The sequence below is a fragment of the Serratia marcescens genome, from assembly GCF_006715005.1.
GTDB classification, from domain to species: domain Bacteria; phylum Pseudomonadota; class Gammaproteobacteria; order Enterobacterales; family Enterobacteriaceae; genus Serratia; species Serratia montpellierensis.
Genome location: NZ_VFMJ01000001.1, coordinates 401,391 through 415,874, shown reverse-complemented (window position 1 = coordinate 415,874; position 14,484 = coordinate 401,391). Strand labels below are relative to the sequence as shown.

Below are 14,484 nucleotides of genomic sequence, written 5' to 3'. Positions count from 1 at the left end.
CCAAACGCAGAAAAGGGAGCCGAAGCTCCCTGATTGACTGCGCCGCAAATTACAGGCTTTCGGTAAAGGTGCGGGCGATAACGTCGCGCTGCTGTTCCGGCGTCAGAGAGTTGAAGCGCACTGCATAACCGGACACGCGGATGGTCAGCTGCGGGTATTTTTCCGGGTGCTTGACCGCGTCTTCCAGAGTTTCGCGACGCAGCACGTTGACGTTCAGGTGCTGACCGCCTTCCACGCGCACGGTCGGCTGCATTTCCAGCGGCACTTCACGGTATTCGATCTGGCCCAGGTCGCTCACCGCGACAACCTGATCTTCCGCGTAGTTGGCCTTGGCGCACACGCAGCGAGCTTCCGCTTTTTCATCATCCAGCAGCCAGAAAGAATTCACCAGCGCCTGGTCGTTCGCTTTGGTAATTTGAATACCGGTAATCATTATGTTGCCTCCGTACAAGGGCGTAAAAATTCACGTCGTGAGAAAACCCAATTCAGGTTTCGGCCATTTGGTAAAACCATTGTTGTCTTGTTGTTCTGTATACCAGCCTGACCGGGCCAGTTCCTTGATTAAAGTCAATTTTTACCGGGTAGGCACAGAGCGTGAAGGGGCAAATTTATGTTTTATATCAATTTTCCCGCTGCGGCAAAAACCAATTATTTTTGTAAATTTTCAAAAATAATTGCACACGACACGGCGGCGAGAAATGAAAAGCGGGTTTCACTGCGCGTGCCGAAACGGTAAGCTATAGCCCATGAATTGCTAAAGAAAACAAAGGAGAGCGTTTATGGCCACCTCCCTCACCTGGCATGACGTGATCGGCAAAGAGAAAGAGCAGCCCTATTTTGTTGAAACGCTCGCCTTTGTTGCCGCTGAGCGTCAAGCCGGTAAGACCATTTATCCACCGCAGAAGGACGTGTTCAACGCTTTCCGCTTTACCGAGCTGGCGGACGTCAAGGTCGTCATCCTCGGCCAGGATCCCTACCACGGCCCCAATCAGGCACACGGCCTCTCTTTCTCGGTGCGCCCCGGCGTGCCGGCGCCGCCGTCGCTGGTGAACATGTATAAAGAGCTGGCGACCGACATTCCCGGCTTCGAACGCCCGGATCACGGCTACCTGCAAAGCTGGGCTGAACAGGGGGTGCTGCTGCTCAACACCGTGCTGACGGTGGAAGGCGGCCGCGCGCACTCGCACGCCAACCTGGGCTGGGAAACCTTTACCGATAAGGTGATCGCCGCCCTGAATGAGAACCGCGAAGGCGTGGTGTTCCTGCTGTGGGGCTCGCACGCGCAGAAGAAAGGCAACTTTATCGACCGCAACCGCCACCATGTGCTGAAGGCGCCGCACCCGTCGCCGCTCTCCGCGCACCGCGGTTTCCTCGGCTGCCGCCACTTCTCGCAGGCCAATCAGCTGCTGGAGCAGCAAGGGCTCACGCCGATCGATTGGATGCCGCGCCTGCCGCAGGCATAGTCCAGAGACAAAAAAGGCACCCTCGGGTGCCTTTCTTTATGCCGTTGCCGGGGCGATTACGCCTTGGCTTTGGAGACCGCGACCATCGCCGGACGCAGCAGGCGACCGTTCAGCGTATAGCCTTTCTGCATCACCATCATCACGTGGTTCGGCTGGTGCTCGGCGGATTCCATCATGCTCATCGCCTGATGCACTTCCGGGTTGAACGGCACGTTGACGTCGCCGACGATTTCGATGCCATACTTGCGCACCACGTCCAGCAGCGATTTCAGCGTCAGCTCGATGCCTTCGATCATCGCGGCCAGTTCAGGATTGTTTTTATCCGCCAGATCCAGCGCGCGCTCCAGGTTGTCGATCACCGGCAGCAGATCGCCGGAGAATTTCTCCAGGGCGAACTTGTGCGCTTTCTCGACGTCCAGTTCGGCGCGGCGGCGGATGTTTTCCGCTTCCGCTTTGGCGCGCAGCAGGCTGTCGCGCTCGTGCTGCTGCGCTTCCGCCAGTTGGGCTTCCAGTTCGGCGATACGCGCATCGCGCAGATCGACGCCTTCCGCCGCTTCCGGCAGCGTATCATCGTGATGAGCGTGTTGTTCCATTTCTTCCGAGACTTGCTCGTTTGGCGTCTTCTGTTCTTTACTACTCATGAATATCTCCGCGTTTTAGCATTAATCTCGCAACTTGGCTTATTATGGGGATCAAAACCGGGGTTTCAAGTCAACCGGTCACAATGTGGGGCATAAACGGGTCCCGGTGAGGAAAATCACAACAAATGAATAAAAAATTCGCCTGTATTGGCATTGTTGGCCACCCGCGTCACCCTTCAGCGCTGGCAACCCACGAGATGCTGTTCCACTGGCTGGTCGCCCGCGGCTATTCAGTGATGGTCGAACGCCAAATCGCCCATGATTTGGGGCTGAAAGACGCCGTGACCGGCAGCCTGGCGGATATCGGCCAGCGCGCCGATCTGGCGGTGGTGGTCGGCGGCGACGGCAACATGCTCGGCGCCGCGCGCGTGCTGGCACGCTACGACATCAAGGTGATCGGGGTCAACCGCGGCAACCTCGGCTTCCTCACCGATCTCGATCCCGACAACGCCCTGCAGCAGCTGGCGGACGTGCTGGAAGGCGAGTACATCGACGAACAGCGTTTCCTGCTGGAAACCATCGTGCATAAAGAGCACCAGCAGTGCCGCATCAGCACCGCCATCAACGAAGTGGTGCTGCACCCCGGCAAAGTGGCGCACATGATCGAATTCGAAGTGTACATCGACGATCGCTTCGCCTTCTCGCAGCGCTCCGACGGCCTGATCATCGCCACGCCGACCGGCTCCACCGCCTACTCGCTCTCCGCCGGCGGGCCGATCCTCACCCCATCGCTGGAGGCGATCGCGCTGGTGCCAATGTTCCCGCACACCCTTTCCGCCCGGCCGCTGGTGATCAACGGCGACAGCACCATCCGCCTGAAGTTTTCGCAGATCGGCAGCGATCTGGAGATCAGCTGCGACAGCCAGATCGCGCTGCCTATCCAGGAAGGCGAAGAAGTGCTGATCCGCCGCAGCGATTTCCACCTGAATTTGATTCACCCGAAGGACTACAGCTATTTCAACACGTTAAGCACCAAGCTGGGCTGGTCGAAAAAATTGTTCTAAAATCTGCGCCGGCCACTTTACTGTATATAAAACCAGTTTATACTGTATGAAACTACAGTTATGTGTTTATACACAGGAAGGTTCCCATGCTGGCGCAATTAACCATCAGCAACTTTGCTATCGTTCGTGAGTTGGAAATCGATTTTCAACCGGGTATGACGGCGATCACCGGTGAAACCGGCGCCGGCAAATCCATCGCCATCGATGCGCTGGGGCTGTGCCTCGGCAACCGCGCCGACGGCAACGTGGTGCGCCTGGGAGCCGCCCGCGCCGACCTCTGCGCCCGCTTCTCGCTGGCGGACACCCCGTCCGCGCGCGAATGGCTGGAACAGAACCAGCTGGACGACAGCAACGAATGCCTGCTGCGCCGGGTGATCAACGCCGACGGCCGTTCGCGCGGCTTTATCAACGGCACCGCCGTGCCGCTGTCGCAGCTGCGCGAGCTGGGGCAACGCCTGATCCAGATCCACGGCCAACACGCCCATCAGCTGCTGCTCAAGCCGGAGCACCAGAAAGCGCTACTCGACGCCTACGCCGACGAACCCGCCCTGCTGGCGGCGATGAGCCAGGCCTACCAACGCTGGCACCAGAGCTGCCGCGAGCTGGCGCATCATCAGCAGCAGTCCATCGAGCGCGAAGCGCGCAAGCAGCTGCTGCAATACCAGTTGAAAGAGCTGAACGAATTCGCGCCGCAGGCCGGCGAGTTCGAGCAGACTGACGCCGAGTACAAGCGCCTGGCCAACAGCGGCCAGCTGCTGACCCTCAGCCAGCAGACGCTGCATCTGCTCGCCGACAGCGACGAGAACAACATGCTCAGCCAGCTCTACAGCGCCAAGCACCTGCTGCTTGAACTGGCCGGGCTGGACGACAAGCTCGGCGGCCTGCTGGACATGCTGGAAGAGGCTTCTATCCAGATCAGCGAAGCCAGCGACGAGCTGCGCCACTACGCCGATCGCATGGATCTCGATCCCAACCGCCTGCACGAGCTGGAACAGCGCCTGTCGCGCCAAATCAGCCTGGCGCGCAAACACCAGGTCACGCCGGAAGAGCTGCCGCAGCTGCATCAGCAGTTGCTGGATGAACAGCAGCTGCTTTCACAGCAGGAAAGCGACCATGAACATCTGAACGAGGCGGTCACCCTGCATCACCAGCAGGCGCTGGCGCTGGCGGAGCAGCTGCATCAGAAACGCCTGCACTACGCCGCCGAGCTGACCACGCTCATTACCGACAGCATGCAGGCGCTCTCCATGCCGCACGGCAAGTTCCACATCGACGTGCGTTTCGAACCGCAGCATCTGAGCGCCGAAGGGGCCAGCCGCACCGAGTTCTGCGTCTCCACCAACCCGGGGCAGCCGCTGCAGCCGCTGGCGAAGGTCGCCTCCGGCGGTGAGCTGTCGCGCATCGCGCTGGCCATTCAGGTGATCACCGCCCGCAAGATGGAAACCCCGGCGCTGATCTTCGATGAGGTGGACGTGGGCATCAGCGGCCCGACCGCCGCCATCGTCGGCCGTCTGCTGCGCCAGCTCGGCGAATCCACCCAGGTGATGTGCGTCACTCACCTGCCGCAGGTGGCCGGATGCGGGCATCAGCATCTGTTCGTCAGCAAACAGACCGACGGCACGGTCACCGAAACCCAGATGGCGCCGCTGGATAAACGCGCCCGGCTGCAGGAGCTGGCGCGCCTGCTCGGCGGCAGCGAAGTCACCCGCAATACGTTGGCGAACGCCAAAGAACTGCTGGCGGCATAAAAAAGCTCAACTTTTTCACTTTCCTGCGGTCTGACAGTGACGCTGTTGACCCGAAAGATATCTAAAGTGCGGCGCGGCGGTGATCTTAAGCCCCCTCAACGGCCTGAAACAGGCCAAGCGCTTGAGGTGCTGAAAGAAAGCCAATGCGTCGCAACGTGAAAGATGAAGGGTATAAAGGTTTCCAACTGCCGCAAGGTCTATTATCATCGGCATCCTATGCCCTAAAGGAATGTGATTACTATGCGCTGTAAAACGCTGACTGCCGCCGCTGTAGTTCTTGTGATGCTGACTGCAGGCTGTTCTACTTTTGAAAAGGTGGTTTATCGTCCTGACATCAACCAGGGGAACTACCTGACGTCGACCGACGTGGCGAAAATTCAGAAAGGGATGACCCAACAACAGGTCGCTTACACATTGGGCACCCCAATGCTGCAAGACCCGTTCGGAACTCAGACGTGGTTCTATGTGTTCCGCCAGCAGCCTGGCCATGAAGACATCACCCAGCAGACGCTGACGCTGACCTTCGACAGCGCAGGCGTGTTGACCGATATCCAAAACAAACCGGCGCTGACCAAGTAATCGGCGCCGCCCGCTCTTCCGGCCCATGAGGGGGCATGGTGTTCCTCATGACAGTCGCAGGCTGCAACGCGGAAGAGAAAATCGGTTCCAGATAAAAAATAAGGCGCTATAAGCGCCTTATTTTTTTGCCTTTTCTGCCCGTTGCCGGCGCAGCTCTTTTGGATCGGCGAGCAACGGCCGGTAGATCTCCACCCGGTCGCCGTCGTTCAGCGTATCGCCCAGCTTGGCCGGGCGGCTGTAGATGCCGATTTTGTTGCTCTTGAGATCGATATCCTGTCGCAGCTCCAGCAGGCCGGAAGCTTGGATCGCCTGCTCGACGCTGCTACCCACGGCCAGCTTCACCTTGCGCAGGTACTGACGCTCCGGCAAGGCGTACACCACCTCGACCTGGATATCAGACACTGTAGACCTCTTTCGCCCGCTGGGTGAATGCCTGCACCATGTTGCCCGCCAGCTCTTTGAACACCTTGCCGAACGCCAGCTCAATCAGTTTGTTGGTGAACTCGAAGTCCAGGTGCAGCTCCACCTTGCAGGCCTCTTCGCTCAGCGGCGTGAAGTGCCAGCCGCCCATCAGCTTGCGGAACGGGCCATCGACCAGTTGCATATTGATGCTCTGGTTATCCAGCAGCGTATTGCGCGTGGTGAAAGTCTTGCTGATACCGGCCTTGGCGACGTCCACCGCGGCGGTCATTTCGTTGGAGGTAGCGTTAAGCACCCGGCTGCCGGTGCAGCCTGGCAGAAAATCGGGGTAAGAATGAACATCGTTAACCAACTGATACATCTGCTCGGCGCTGAACGGCACTAATGCAGACCGACTGATCTGGGGCATATCATTTCCTGTAAGACATAAAACGTACAGATAATACCATTTATCTGGCGGCAAACAAAAAATCTGCTAAGGGATGAGGGCACCAAAAATGCGAAAAATTGCGCAGGTGCTGAACGGGAAAGGATTTCTTTCGCTGAAGCATCCAGTATAATGAACGCACTATGACAAAGAAAAAAGCACACAAACCCGGTTCCGCCACCATTGCTCAAAACAAGCGCGCGCGTTTCGAATACTTCATTGAAGAAGAGTTCGAGGCGGGCCTGTCGCTGCAAGGGTGGGAAGTTAAATCGCTGCGTGCAGGCAAAGCCAACCTCAGCGACAGCTACGTGACGTTCCGTGACGGTGAAGCCTATCTGTTTGGCGCCACCATCACCCCGCTCAACGTGGCTTCGTCGCATGTGGTGTGCGATCCGACGCGTACCCGTAAACTGCTGCTGAACCGACGCGAGCTGGACACCCTGCTCGGCCGCGTCAACCGCGACGGTTACACCGTGGTGGCCTTGTCCCTGTATTGGAAAAATGCCTGGAGCAAGATCAAGATCGGCGTAGCCAAAGGCAAGAAAGAGCACGACAAACGCGATGACATCAAAGATCGCGAATGGCAGACGGCGAAAGCCCGTATCATGAAGCACGCCAATCGTTAAGCCGCTGGCTTATCGAGGTAAACTTCTGGTATACTGCACAAAGTTACTTGGGGCTGATTCTGGATTCGACGGGATTTGCGAAGCCCTAGGAGCATGCCGAGGGGCGGTTGGCCTCGTAAAAAGCCGCAAAAAAATAGTCGCAAACGACGAAAACTACGCTTTAGCAGCTTAATACCCTGCTTAGAGCCCTCTCTCCCTAGCCTCCGCTCTTAGGACGGGGATCAAGAGAGGTCAAACCCAAAAGAGATCGCGTGGATGTCCTGCCTGGGGCTGAAGCGTTAAACTCAATCAGGCTAGTCTGTCAGTAGCGTGTCCATCCGCAGCTGGCCGGCGAATGTAAAGATTGGACTAAGCATGTAGTGCCGACGGTGTAGTAATTTCGGACGGGGGTTCAAATCCCCCCAGCTCCACCAAATACGTCGCCAGTGAACCAGATAGACCCGGCGATAATAGCGAAAAAGCCCGCAACTTCGGTTGCGGGCTTTTTTGTGTCTGTTCGTCACCAACGTGTCAAAGATCGTTCCAGTCCGGCAGCCTGTTCGCCTTTTTCCGCCTGTAGTGGAAAAGCGCCATAAAAAAGCCAAACAACAGGCCGGCGGCGAGGCTTAATGTCAGGGCCTCTTCACCGGTATATCCCTGACTTTTCCATACCATGAACCACATCAGCACGCCCCACAGCGGGCCAAACCAAATACCGAAGAACAGCATATTCAGCCAGAAAGGCGCAAACGGCGGCGGTGGCATATTCACGTCCATTCGCCACAGCAGACGCAAGATTGGCGGCGCATAGTTGCTCCGCCACATCTTCTTTTCCTCCATCAGCGCTATCGCCTTATCCCTTTGTTGTTCAAACGTCATCGTTCGCTTCCTTTCAGTGGAGATTACCCTTTGGTGAGATGATACGCGCTTAAGCCCCATTCCCAAATATCCGGCATGCCCGCAGGCATGCCGGACGCTCCTCACCGCCCCTCTTTCTCCCCCAGGAAGAAATACCACAGCGGAATGGAAAGCAGCAGGGTGAACACCAGCGTATACAGCAGCACCATCAGGCTCTGCATGATCACCATCTGGGCGCTCCAGGCGCCGATCGGCAGCTGGAATTGCTCGACGGTGCCGCCGAGGATCGCTCGGCCCATCACGCAGCCGACCGCCAGCGCCACCGTCGCCACCGCCGCGCGGAACTTGCGCACCTCGGCGCGGCGGGCGGCCGCTTCCGGCGTTTCGTTCTGAAGGCCTTGCCGCTGGCCGCGCCAGCGCCATACGTCCACCAGCAGCAACGCCGCGAGGCTCACGCCCATCACCGGCAGGCAATACCCCAGTGCGGAAGCCACCAGCAGCGTGGCGGCGCGCGCCGGCAGGGAAAGCGCCAGCCAGGCGGCAATCAGCGTATGCACCGGATGCTGCGCCCCCGCCGCCGGGCGGCGACTCCACCACATGCGGTAACCCAGCACGATCATCAAGCACAGCCCAAGGCCAAACGCCGCCAGCAGCAGCTGATTCGGCAAGCCGAACAGAATGCCCATGTGGGCGTCGATGCCCCAGCGGGTCAGCTTGGCGATGAGCGGGAAGGTGTCGAACCGCACCTGATCGATGACGGCGAAGCTTTGCGGCGCGATGGCAACCGCGTCCACCTGCGTCGGCCAGCTGCGATCCACTTCGGTTACCGTCCAGGCTTTGCCCTCGCCTTTCGGCTGGCGCAGCTCGATCTTGGCGGCGTCGATCCCGGCGGCGCGCGCAGCGTGCAGCGCCCGATCCCAGTCGCCGTTCAGCGCATTGGCCTGCACGGCAGGGTTCATCTTCATGCCCGGCATCATCCCGCGGTGCTCGGCGTGCGGATCGGCCGGCATCTGCGGCGCATCGGCCTGCAGGCTGGTGTTGACCTGCGGCGTCAGCCAGCCCAGGTTGGCCCGCAGCGCGTCGATGTTGCCACCGGCCCACTGCGACCAGGTCAGCCCGGTAGCCGAGAAGAACAGCAGCCCGGCCAGCAGCGCCACGCCCAGCGTGATATGCCAATGGCGGCTGGCGGCGAAGCCCCCTTTTGCCTTTTTCAGCCTGCGCTTCGGCCGCGTCGCCAGCCACAGCGCCACGCCCCCCAGCGCGGCCACCCACAGCCAGGACGCCGCCAGCTCGCTGTAGTTGCGCCCCAGATCGCCAAGCAGCAGGCTGCTGTGAAGCTTGTCCAGCCAGGTGCGCAGCGGCAGCACGCCGGAGGTGCCGTACACCGTCATATCGCCCTTGATCGCCAGAGTGTAAGGGTCGACAAATAGCGCGCGCGACTCGGAAGCGCCCAGATCGGCGCCCGCGAACTGCACTCGCGTGGTGTCCATTACGCCGGGTGCCGGGCGCACGGCGTAAATGCGTGCCTCGTCACCCACCGCGCGGCGGGCGGCGGCGATCTGGTCAGCCAGCGATCTCGCCTGCCCGTGTGGTTCGGTGAAAAGCGCATCGCGATACAGCGCCTCTTCAAGCTGCGGCGTCAGCACATACAGCGTGCCGGTCAGTGCAGCGACCAGAATAAAAGGAGCGACCAGCAGGCCGATATAAAAATGCAGCCGTCTGATCAGGTTCAGCATCGCGCCACGCGGCGATGCGGCAGGTGGAGTTTTAGTTATTGAAGACATGGCCTTTCTCGTTTTTCAAACTGTGCGCGCAGGCAAACCGTCCGCAGCGATACGGACGGCGTTACCCATGATCAAGCAATAGGGAAAAACGGTTGGCCGGGCGGCCCGCGCGGGCTCGGCCGCAGAGTCAGGCGCCGAAGGGGCGGAGAAACGATGCGCGGCGCGCAAGGCAGGCGCGCGATGCGCGCCATCAGCCACAGCAGCGGGACGAATGCCCACAGCAGCAGCGGCACGTGGATCAGCAGCTCGCAATAGCCGCAGAAAATCATCTCCGCCGGGTCCATGCCGTGGTGGCCGGCATGCTCGGCGGCGGGCATCGCCATCGCGTGCATGTCGTGAGGCATGGCGGCGTCCGTTTGCATCATGCCGCCCATCATCGGGTGGTGCATCAGCGATTTCGACACCACCGGCGCCACAAACAGCAACAGCACCGCCATAATGGCGATGCAGGCGGTAAAGCGTTGCTGTAGCTGGCGTGGCACTCTCATCGCGGCGGCGAATTAACTCGGTCGGTGGCGAACAAGCGGCCAGTGTAACCCGCGATGCGCGATGAGGTGAAAGAAAAGTCAGGTTTGTCTTACGCGCCCCCGGCGGCGGCGATCACAGCACCCGCGAATAGACCCGCGAGGCTTCGCCCCAGGGGTGATAACCGAGCCCGTTATAAACGAAACCGTTGCGCTCGTAGTAGCCCTCCAGATCGGTGCACAGGTGCAGCTGCGGGAAGCCCAACCGGCGGGTTTCCGCCGCCACATGCTCAATCAGTTTGGCGCCGTAGCCCCGGCCGCGCTGCGTTTCCTCTACGTAGAGCGCACACAGCCAGGGATACAGCTCGCCACGGCTGATAAAGTCGTTGGTGATGAGCCCCGCACAGCCGAGGATCTGGTCATTTTCCATCAGCAGGTACCACTGCGGCAGCGGGTTGGCGGCGCCGAGGCTGCAGTTGATGGCGTCTTCATACATCATCAACGTCTCTGCCGTGGCCCAGTGCCGCTGAAAATACGCAATGGCGCGCGGCGCCAGCTCGGGCGCTTGCCGCACCGAAATCATGTCCATCGTCATTCCCGTTATCCATGTTGTCAGCGTAGAATTATGCAGCAATATGCAGGGTATGGCAGCGGCATTCCGCCGCCGTCATTCACTAAGGAGTCATCATGACGCAAAACATCTATGACAATCAGGCTTTCTTCGACGGCTATGCGCAGCTCAGCCGCTCGCAGCACGGCCTGGACGGCGCGCCGGAATGGCCCGCCATCCGCCGCATCCTGCCGGATTTGCAGGACAAAATCGTGGTCGATCTCGGCTGCGGCTACGGCTGGTTCTGCCGCAGCGCGCGCGAACAGGGCGCCGCCGACGTGCTGGGATTGGACGTCTCGGAAAAGATGCTGGCCAAGGCGCGGGAGATGACCGCCGACGCGGGCATTGAGTATCGTCGGCAGGATTTGGCGCAGCTGCAGCTGCCTGTAAACCGTTACGATCTGGTCTACAGCTCGCTGACGCTGCACTACCTCGAGGATTTGTCCACCCTATTCGCCACGGTGTATGCCGCGCTGAAACCCGGCGGGCAGTTCATCTTCACCGCCGAGCACCCGATCTACACCGCCCCGGCGCAGCAGGGCTGGTTGACCGACGGCAACGGGCAGAAATCCTGGCCGGTCAACGGTTACCAGCGAGAAGGCCAGCGCGTTTCCAACTGGCTGGCGGAAGGCGTCATCAAGCAGCACCGCACGCTTGGCGGCTATATCAACCCGCTGGCGCAGCAAGGGTTTATCATCCAGCATTTGAACGAATGGGGCCCCAGCGCGCAGCAAATCGCCGCTAATCCGGCGCTGGACGAAGAGCAGGAGCGCCCGATGATCTTCATTCTCGCCGCCCGCAAACCCGCCTGATTGATCCGCAGTAAACCGTTCACACCACCACAGTTGGGGAGGCCGCCTCCCCCCAACGGCTATTATGCCGGCAACGCCACCCCGTGCGCCGCGAAGTGCGTCAGCGCCTCGCCTTCCATACGATAGCGCACCCACTCGCCCTGCGGCTGCGCGCCGATGCTGAGGTAGAAATCGATGGCCGGTTGGTTCCAGTCCAGCACGCTCCACTCCAGGCGACCGCACTGCCGTTCGCACGCCAGCTGGGCGATGTGCCGCAGCAGCTTTTTACCGGCGCCCGCGCCGCGATGCTTCGGCGCCACGTACAGGTCTTCCAGATAGATGCCGTTTTTACCCAGCCAGGTGGAGTAACTCATAAAGAACACCGCATAACCCGCCGGCTCGCCGTTCACCGTACAAATCAGCGCTTCGGAACAGGCGCCCGGCCCAAACAGGCTGCGTTCGATATCTTCCACGCTGGCCAGCACCTGCTCGCGCGCCTTTTCGTACACTGCCAGCTCGATAATCATATCCAGAATCAGTTTGGCGTCGCTTTTTTGCGCCGGGTAAATCTCGATGGTCATGGCAAATCCTGAGTGTGTTAATGACTGTGCTTGCCAGCATATCGCGACTCCAATACTGTATGAACTGCATTTTCATCAACAGGTAATGAATATCATGCATCTGGATTTGAAGCGTCTCGATCTCAACCTGCTGCTGGTGTTCGAAGCGGTCTATCGGCTGCGATCGGTGACGCGCGCCGCGGCGGAGCTGGCCCTCAGCGCGTCGGCGCTGAGCCACGCGCTGATCCGGCTGCGCAAGGCGCTGGCGGACGAGCTGTTCTACCGGGTCGGTAACGACATGCATCCGACGGTGTATGCCGACAGCCTGGCCCCGACCGTCAGCGAAAGTCTGGCGCTGCTGGCCAAAGGGCTGCATCCGCGCCCGCGCTTCGTCCCCGCCGAAAGCCGGGAGAGCTTCACCTTCGCCATTACCGATTACACCGCCTTCGCGGTGTTTCCCGCGCTGATGGCGCAGATGCAGCGCCTGGCGCCAGGGCTGTCGTTCCAGCTGCGCTATTCCGAGCGAAAGGTGGCGCTGAACGATCTGCTGGCGGGGCATATCGACTTTGCACTGGGCTTTACCGAAACCGACGGCGAAAGCTACCCGGATATCGACGAGGTGAGCTGGCTGGAGGATGAGTATGTGGCGATTTGTTCACCCGCCTTCAGCGTAAAATACGGCGAACTGACGCTGGAAAACTACCTGCGGGCGCGCCATCTGGTGGTGACGCCGTGGAACGAACAGCGCGGCGTCATTGACTACCAGCTCGATAAGCTGGGGCTGCAGCGCGATATCGCCATCCGCACGCCTTCGCTGCTGGGGGCACCGTTCATCGTCGCCGACAGCGAACTGGTGATGAGCATGCCGCGCTACGCCGCGCAAAAATTGCGGCAGGTGGCGGCGCTGGATATCCACCCCCTGCCGTTTCCGGTGCCGCCGTATCAGATTAAAATCTACCTGCACCGCAAGAACGGCCGGCCGGAGGCCTGCCGCTGGTTGCGGCAACAATTGCAGGCGCTGGCGGCGTTATAACGCGGGTTCGCCGATCGGCAGATACCCCTGCCACAGCGGCCGGGCCGGTTTGCCGTGCGGGTTGGCCCGCAGATGCACATGGTAGCCCTGCAGCGCCTGCAGCAGCAGGCAGTCGTCCACCTCGGCCAGGTCATCCTTGTGCTGCTGTGCGCTGCCCGTTAGCAGCACCCGTTTGGCTTTCTCCTTCGCCTCGTCGGCGGAACGCGCCACAAACAGGCCGAACTGGTGCAATTCCGCCAGCTCATCGCTGCGGTACCCGCCCACGTTGACGAAAAACAGCTTCTCTTCACCGGCGAATGGCGTAGGCTCCAGGCTCACGTCGTAACCGTCCGCCCAGTCGATGCGCGCATAGCCGTCGACATGCACCTTGCGCTTATCGCCGAACCACTTTTCACGCAGCAGCGGATACGCCTCTTCCGGCCGATCCGCCGCCGCAAACTGCACGTCGTGCAACTCAATATTGGCGCCCGGCGCCGTACCGCCCACATAAAACATCAATAATCCCGGCATGTTAGTCTGCTCTCCTTAGTGATAATCGCTGTATAAATTAATACATAACGAAACTTCTGCCAACGGCAGCGCCGTTCTGTGTTATCAATAGGTGAGGTTTAATCTGTTGTGGAGGAACGCATGGCATTCAATATCGGTGATTTTGTTCAACGCACCACCGGCGGCCCAAAGATGACCGTGGTGGCGATCGACGGTGAAACCCTGGTTTGCAGCTGGAATGAACTGGGCAAAGAGCAGCGCACAGAGGTGCAGGCCAGCGACGTGGCGCTGTACCACGAAGACGGCGATTTCGGCGTCTGCTGAATGACCGGGGCGCGCCGCGCCCCGTTATCGCTTCAGGCGCGAATGTCCTGATAAGCCGGCGTGGTATCAAACTCATGCTTGGCGAACGGGCATAGCGGAATGATTTTACGCTGCTCCGCGCGCATCTTCTCCACCACCAGCGCCACCAGCTTTTTGCCGACGCCCTGCCCCTTCAATGACTCATCCACCCAGGTGTGATCGATAATGGTCAGCTTGTCGCCGCTCGGCACGAAAGAGATCTCGGCGATCAGCTTGCCCTGCTCGTCATTGATATAAAAACGCTTGTCGTCTGCCAGTATTTTATGTTCCATATTATTTCTCCCTATATTTAAGTGCGCCGCTGGGGCAGGTGTCGATAACGCGTTTCACCTCCGCCGCGTCGGCATTGTCCGGAATAATCCACGGGCGGCGGTTCAGGGTAAAAATAGCCGCGTTGCCGCGCACGCAGTTGGCGGAATGGCGGCATAGCGCGCTGTTAAAATAAACGTCAATCTTGTCGCCGGAATAACGGCGGTAACCGGCGGCAGTCAATTCCTCGTCCATCTTGGCCTCACATTGCCTGTTTTATTGTTTTTGCTCCAGGCTCAAGTATAGGCAATGCCACCGGCTTCACCACGCGTCTCGCTCACCGAAAAAAGTGGCGCAACCGCCCGTCACCGCTAGAAAAAACCGTAAATTGTTCTA

General features: G+C 59.8%; 20 protein-coding genes and 1 other RNA gene. 9 read left to right on the top strand and 12 right to left on the bottom strand.

The annotated features are described in order from the left end of the window. Positions 1 to 49: 49 nt before the first annotated feature. Positions 50 to 433: an autonomous glycyl radical cofactor GrcA gene (gene grcA / locus FHU12_RS01975; protein WP_004929114.1), complete on the bottom strand. Its 384-nt coding sequence runs from the start codon at positions 431 to 433 to the stop codon at positions 50 to 52. 346 nt (positions 434 to 779) lie between these two features. Here grcA and ung point away from each other — a divergent pair, with 346 nt between their 5' ends. Beyond that, positions 780 to 1,463, top strand: a complete 684-nt coding sequence (gene ung / locus FHU12_RS01970) for a uracil-DNA glycosylase (protein ID WP_004929112.1) — start codon at positions 780 to 782, stop codon at positions 1,461 to 1,463. A 56-nt stretch (positions 1,464 to 1,519) separates the two neighbouring features. Here the strand turns inward: ung and grpE are convergent, their stop codons facing one another. Beyond that, positions 1,520 to 2,104, bottom strand: coding sequence for a nucleotide exchange factor GrpE (gene grpE / locus FHU12_RS01965; RefSeq protein WP_126192716.1), 585 nt, complete (start codon positions 2,102 to 2,104; stop codon positions 1,520 to 1,522). A 125-nt stretch (positions 2,105 to 2,229) separates the two neighbouring features. Between grpE and nadK the strand changes: the two genes are divergently transcribed. From nadK to bamE, 3 genes are all read left to right on the top strand, one after another. Then, positions 2,230 to 3,108, top strand: a complete 879-nt coding sequence (nadK, locus tag FHU12_RS01960) for an NAD(+) kinase (RefSeq protein ID WP_019452304.1) — start codon at positions 2,230 to 2,232, stop codon at positions 3,106 to 3,108. Positions 3,109 to 3,194: 86 nt separating this feature from the next. After that, positions 3,195 to 4,856: a DNA repair protein RecN gene (recN, locus tag FHU12_RS01955; protein ID WP_099816867.1), complete on the top strand. Its 1,662-nt coding sequence runs from the start codon at positions 3,195 to 3,197 to the stop codon at positions 4,854 to 4,856. A gap of 240 nt (positions 4,857 to 5,096) precedes the next feature. Continuing rightward, positions 5,097 to 5,435 carry an outer membrane protein assembly factor BamE gene (gene bamE / locus FHU12_RS01950; protein ID WP_004929101.1) on the top strand — a complete coding sequence of 113 codons (339 nt, stop codon included), beginning with the start codon at positions 5,097 to 5,099 and terminating at the stop codon, positions 5,433 to 5,435. Positions 5,436 to 5,552: 117 nt separating this feature from the next. Here bamE and FHU12_RS01945 read toward each other — a convergent pair whose 3' ends face one another. Together FHU12_RS01945 and FHU12_RS01940 are read right to left on the bottom strand one after the other, a co-directional pair. Then, entirely contained in the window at positions 5,553 to 5,837 is a 285-nt protein-coding gene (locus tag FHU12_RS01945; protein ID WP_141967076.1) for an RnfH family protein, read from the bottom strand. Beyond that, positions 5,830 to 6,264, bottom strand: a complete 435-nt coding sequence (locus FHU12_RS01940) for a type II toxin-antitoxin system RatA family toxin (RefSeq protein ID WP_197811334.1) — start codon at positions 6,262 to 6,264, stop codon at positions 5,830 to 5,832. Before FHU12_RS01940 ends, FHU12_RS01945 begins: the two co-directional genes overlap by 8 nt. A gap of 161 nt (positions 6,265 to 6,425) precedes the next feature. Between FHU12_RS01940 and smpB the strand changes: the two genes are divergently transcribed. After that, on the top strand, positions 6,426 to 6,908 hold the full coding sequence (smpB, locus tag FHU12_RS01935) for an SsrA-binding protein SmpB (protein ID WP_016929804.1): 483 nt from the start codon (positions 6,426 to 6,428) through the stop codon (positions 6,906 to 6,908). Positions 6,909 to 6,957: 49 nt separating this feature from the next. Continuing rightward, positions 6,958 to 7,321, top strand: a transfer-messenger RNA (tmRNA) gene (ssrA, locus tag FHU12_RS01930). 97 nt (positions 7,322 to 7,418) lie between these two features. Here the strand turns inward: ssrA and FHU12_RS01925 are convergent. The 4 genes from FHU12_RS01925 to FHU12_RS01910 form a co-directional block, all read right to left on the bottom strand. After that, positions 7,419 to 7,766: a DUF6404 family protein gene (locus FHU12_RS01925; RefSeq protein ID WP_033644132.1), complete on the bottom strand. Its 348-nt coding sequence runs from the start codon at positions 7,764 to 7,766 to the stop codon at positions 7,419 to 7,421. Between the two features lie 101 nt (positions 7,767 to 7,867). After that, positions 7,868 to 9,529, bottom strand: coding sequence for a DUF2534 family protein (locus FHU12_RS01920; RefSeq protein ID WP_185742265.1), 1,662 nt, complete (start codon positions 9,527 to 9,529; stop codon positions 7,868 to 7,870). A 71-nt stretch (positions 9,530 to 9,600) separates the two neighbouring features. After that, positions 9,601 to 10,017, bottom strand: coding sequence for a DUF2946 domain-containing protein (locus tag FHU12_RS01915; protein ID WP_260440687.1), 417 nt, complete (start codon positions 10,015 to 10,017; stop codon positions 9,601 to 9,603). Between the two features lie 112 nt (positions 10,018 to 10,129). Then, positions 10,130 to 10,582 carry a GNAT family N-acetyltransferase gene (locus tag FHU12_RS01910; RefSeq protein WP_080352605.1) on the bottom strand — a complete coding sequence of 151 codons (453 nt, stop codon included), beginning with the start codon at positions 10,580 to 10,582 and terminating at the stop codon, positions 10,130 to 10,132. Between the two features lie 98 nt (positions 10,583 to 10,680). On the opposite strand from FHU12_RS01910, the gene FHU12_RS01905 reads away from it, so the two are divergent. Further along, entirely contained in the window at positions 10,681 to 11,415 is a 735-nt protein-coding gene (locus FHU12_RS01905; RefSeq protein ID WP_141967072.1) for a class I SAM-dependent methyltransferase, read from the top strand. Positions 11,416 to 11,477: 62 nt separating this feature from the next. Here FHU12_RS01905 and FHU12_RS01900 read toward each other — a convergent pair whose 3' ends face one another. Continuing rightward, positions 11,478 to 11,975: a GNAT family N-acetyltransferase gene (locus tag FHU12_RS01900; RefSeq protein WP_141967070.1), complete on the bottom strand. Its 498-nt coding sequence runs from the start codon at positions 11,973 to 11,975 to the stop codon at positions 11,478 to 11,480. 85 nt (positions 11,976 to 12,060) lie between these two features. On the opposite strand from FHU12_RS01900, the gene FHU12_RS01895 reads away from it, so the two are divergent. Continuing rightward, a complete protein-coding gene (locus tag FHU12_RS01895) occupies positions 12,061 to 12,987 on the top strand; it encodes a LysR substrate-binding domain-containing protein (protein ID WP_141967068.1) in 927 nt (308 codons plus the stop codon). On the opposite strand, the gene FHU12_RS01890 is transcribed toward FHU12_RS01895, so the two are convergent. Next, positions 12,982 to 13,497 carry a DUF1543 domain-containing protein gene (locus FHU12_RS01890; protein ID WP_141967066.1) on the bottom strand — a complete coding sequence of 172 codons (516 nt, stop codon included), beginning with the start codon at positions 13,495 to 13,497 and terminating at the stop codon, positions 12,982 to 12,984. The two genes, FHU12_RS01895 and FHU12_RS01890, sit on opposite strands and share 6 nt — an antisense overlap. A gap of 120 nt (positions 13,498 to 13,617) precedes the next feature. On the opposite strand from FHU12_RS01890, the gene FHU12_RS01885 reads away from it, so the two are divergent. Continuing rightward, entirely contained in the window at positions 13,618 to 13,800 is a 183-nt protein-coding gene (locus FHU12_RS01885; protein ID WP_025303973.1) for a GDFGVC terminal motif YodC-like protein, read from the top strand. A gap of 32 nt (positions 13,801 to 13,832) precedes the next feature. On the opposite strand, the gene FHU12_RS01880 is transcribed toward FHU12_RS01885, so the two are convergent. Together FHU12_RS01880 and FHU12_RS01875 are read right to left on the bottom strand one after the other, a co-directional pair. Continuing rightward, positions 13,833 to 14,111 carry a GNAT family N-acetyltransferase gene (locus FHU12_RS01880; RefSeq protein WP_047730014.1) on the bottom strand — a complete coding sequence of 93 codons (279 nt, stop codon included), beginning with the start codon at positions 14,109 to 14,111 and terminating at the stop codon, positions 13,833 to 13,835. 1 nt (position 14,112) lies between these two features. Continuing rightward, on the bottom strand, positions 14,113 to 14,343 hold the full coding sequence (locus tag FHU12_RS01875; RefSeq protein WP_141967064.1) for a (4Fe-4S)-binding protein: 231 nt from the start codon (positions 14,341 to 14,343) through the stop codon (positions 14,113 to 14,115). Positions 14,344 to 14,484: the final 141 nt, after the last annotated feature.

Bases quoted from the DNA above. Each gene is read 5' to 3' on its own strand.
- grcA (WP_004929114.1), bottom strand. From the start codon at position 433: ATGATTACCGGTATTCAAATTACCAAAGCGAACGACCAGGCGCTGGTG.
- ung (WP_004929112.1), top strand. From the start codon at position 780: ATGGCCACCTCCCTCACCTGGCATGACGTGATCGGCAAAGAGAAAGAG.
- grpE (WP_126192716.1), bottom strand. From the start codon at position 2,104: ATGAGTAGTAAAGAACAGAAGACGCCAAACGAGCAAGTCTCGGAAGAA.
- nadK (WP_019452304.1), top strand. From the start codon at position 2,230: ATGAATAAAAAATTCGCCTGTATTGGCATTGTTGGCCACCCGCGTCAC.
- recN (WP_099816867.1), top strand. From the start codon at position 3,195: ATGCTGGCGCAATTAACCATCAGCAACTTTGCTATCGTTCGTGAGTTG.
- bamE (WP_004929101.1), top strand. From the start codon at position 5,097: ATGCGCTGTAAAACGCTGACTGCCGCCGCTGTAGTTCTTGTGATGCTG.
- FHU12_RS01940 (WP_197811334.1), bottom strand. From the start codon at position 6,264: ATGCCCCAGATCAGTCGGTCTGCATTAGTGCCGTTCAGCGCCGAGCAG.
- smpB (WP_016929804.1), top strand. From the start codon at position 6,426: ATGACAAAGAAAAAAGCACACAAACCCGGTTCCGCCACCATTGCTCAA.
- FHU12_RS01925 (WP_033644132.1), bottom strand. From the start codon at position 7,766: ATGACGTTTGAACAACAAAGGGATAAGGCGATAGCGCTGATGGAGGAA.
- FHU12_RS01920 (WP_185742265.1), bottom strand. From the start codon at position 9,529: ATGTCTTCAATAACTAAAACTCCACCTGCCGCATCGCCGCGTGGCGCG.
- FHU12_RS01915 (WP_260440687.1), bottom strand. From the start codon at position 10,017: ATGAGAGTGCCACGCCAGCTACAGCAACGCTTTACCGCCTGCATCGCC.
- FHU12_RS01910 (WP_080352605.1), bottom strand. From the start codon at position 10,582: ATGGACATGATTTCGGTGCGGCAAGCGCCCGAGCTGGCGCCGCGCGCC.
- FHU12_RS01905 (WP_141967072.1), top strand. From the start codon at position 10,681: ATGACGCAAAACATCTATGACAATCAGGCTTTCTTCGACGGCTATGCG.
- FHU12_RS01900 (WP_141967070.1), bottom strand. From the start codon at position 11,975: ATGACCATCGAGATTTACCCGGCGCAAAAAAGCGACGCCAAACTGATT.
- FHU12_RS01895 (WP_141967068.1), top strand. From the start codon at position 12,061: ATGAATATCATGCATCTGGATTTGAAGCGTCTCGATCTCAACCTGCTG.
- FHU12_RS01890 (WP_141967066.1), bottom strand. From the start codon at position 13,497: ATGCCGGGATTATTGATGTTTTATGTGGGCGGTACGGCGCCGGGCGCC.
- FHU12_RS01885 (WP_025303973.1), top strand. From the start codon at position 13,618: ATGGCATTCAATATCGGTGATTTTGTTCAACGCACCACCGGCGGCCCA.
- FHU12_RS01880 (WP_047730014.1), bottom strand. From the start codon at position 14,111: ATGGAACATAAAATACTGGCAGACGACAAGCGTTTTTATATCAATGAC.
- FHU12_RS01875 (WP_141967064.1), bottom strand. From the start codon at position 14,343: ATGGACGAGGAATTGACTGCCGCCGGTTACCGCCGTTATTCCGGCGAC.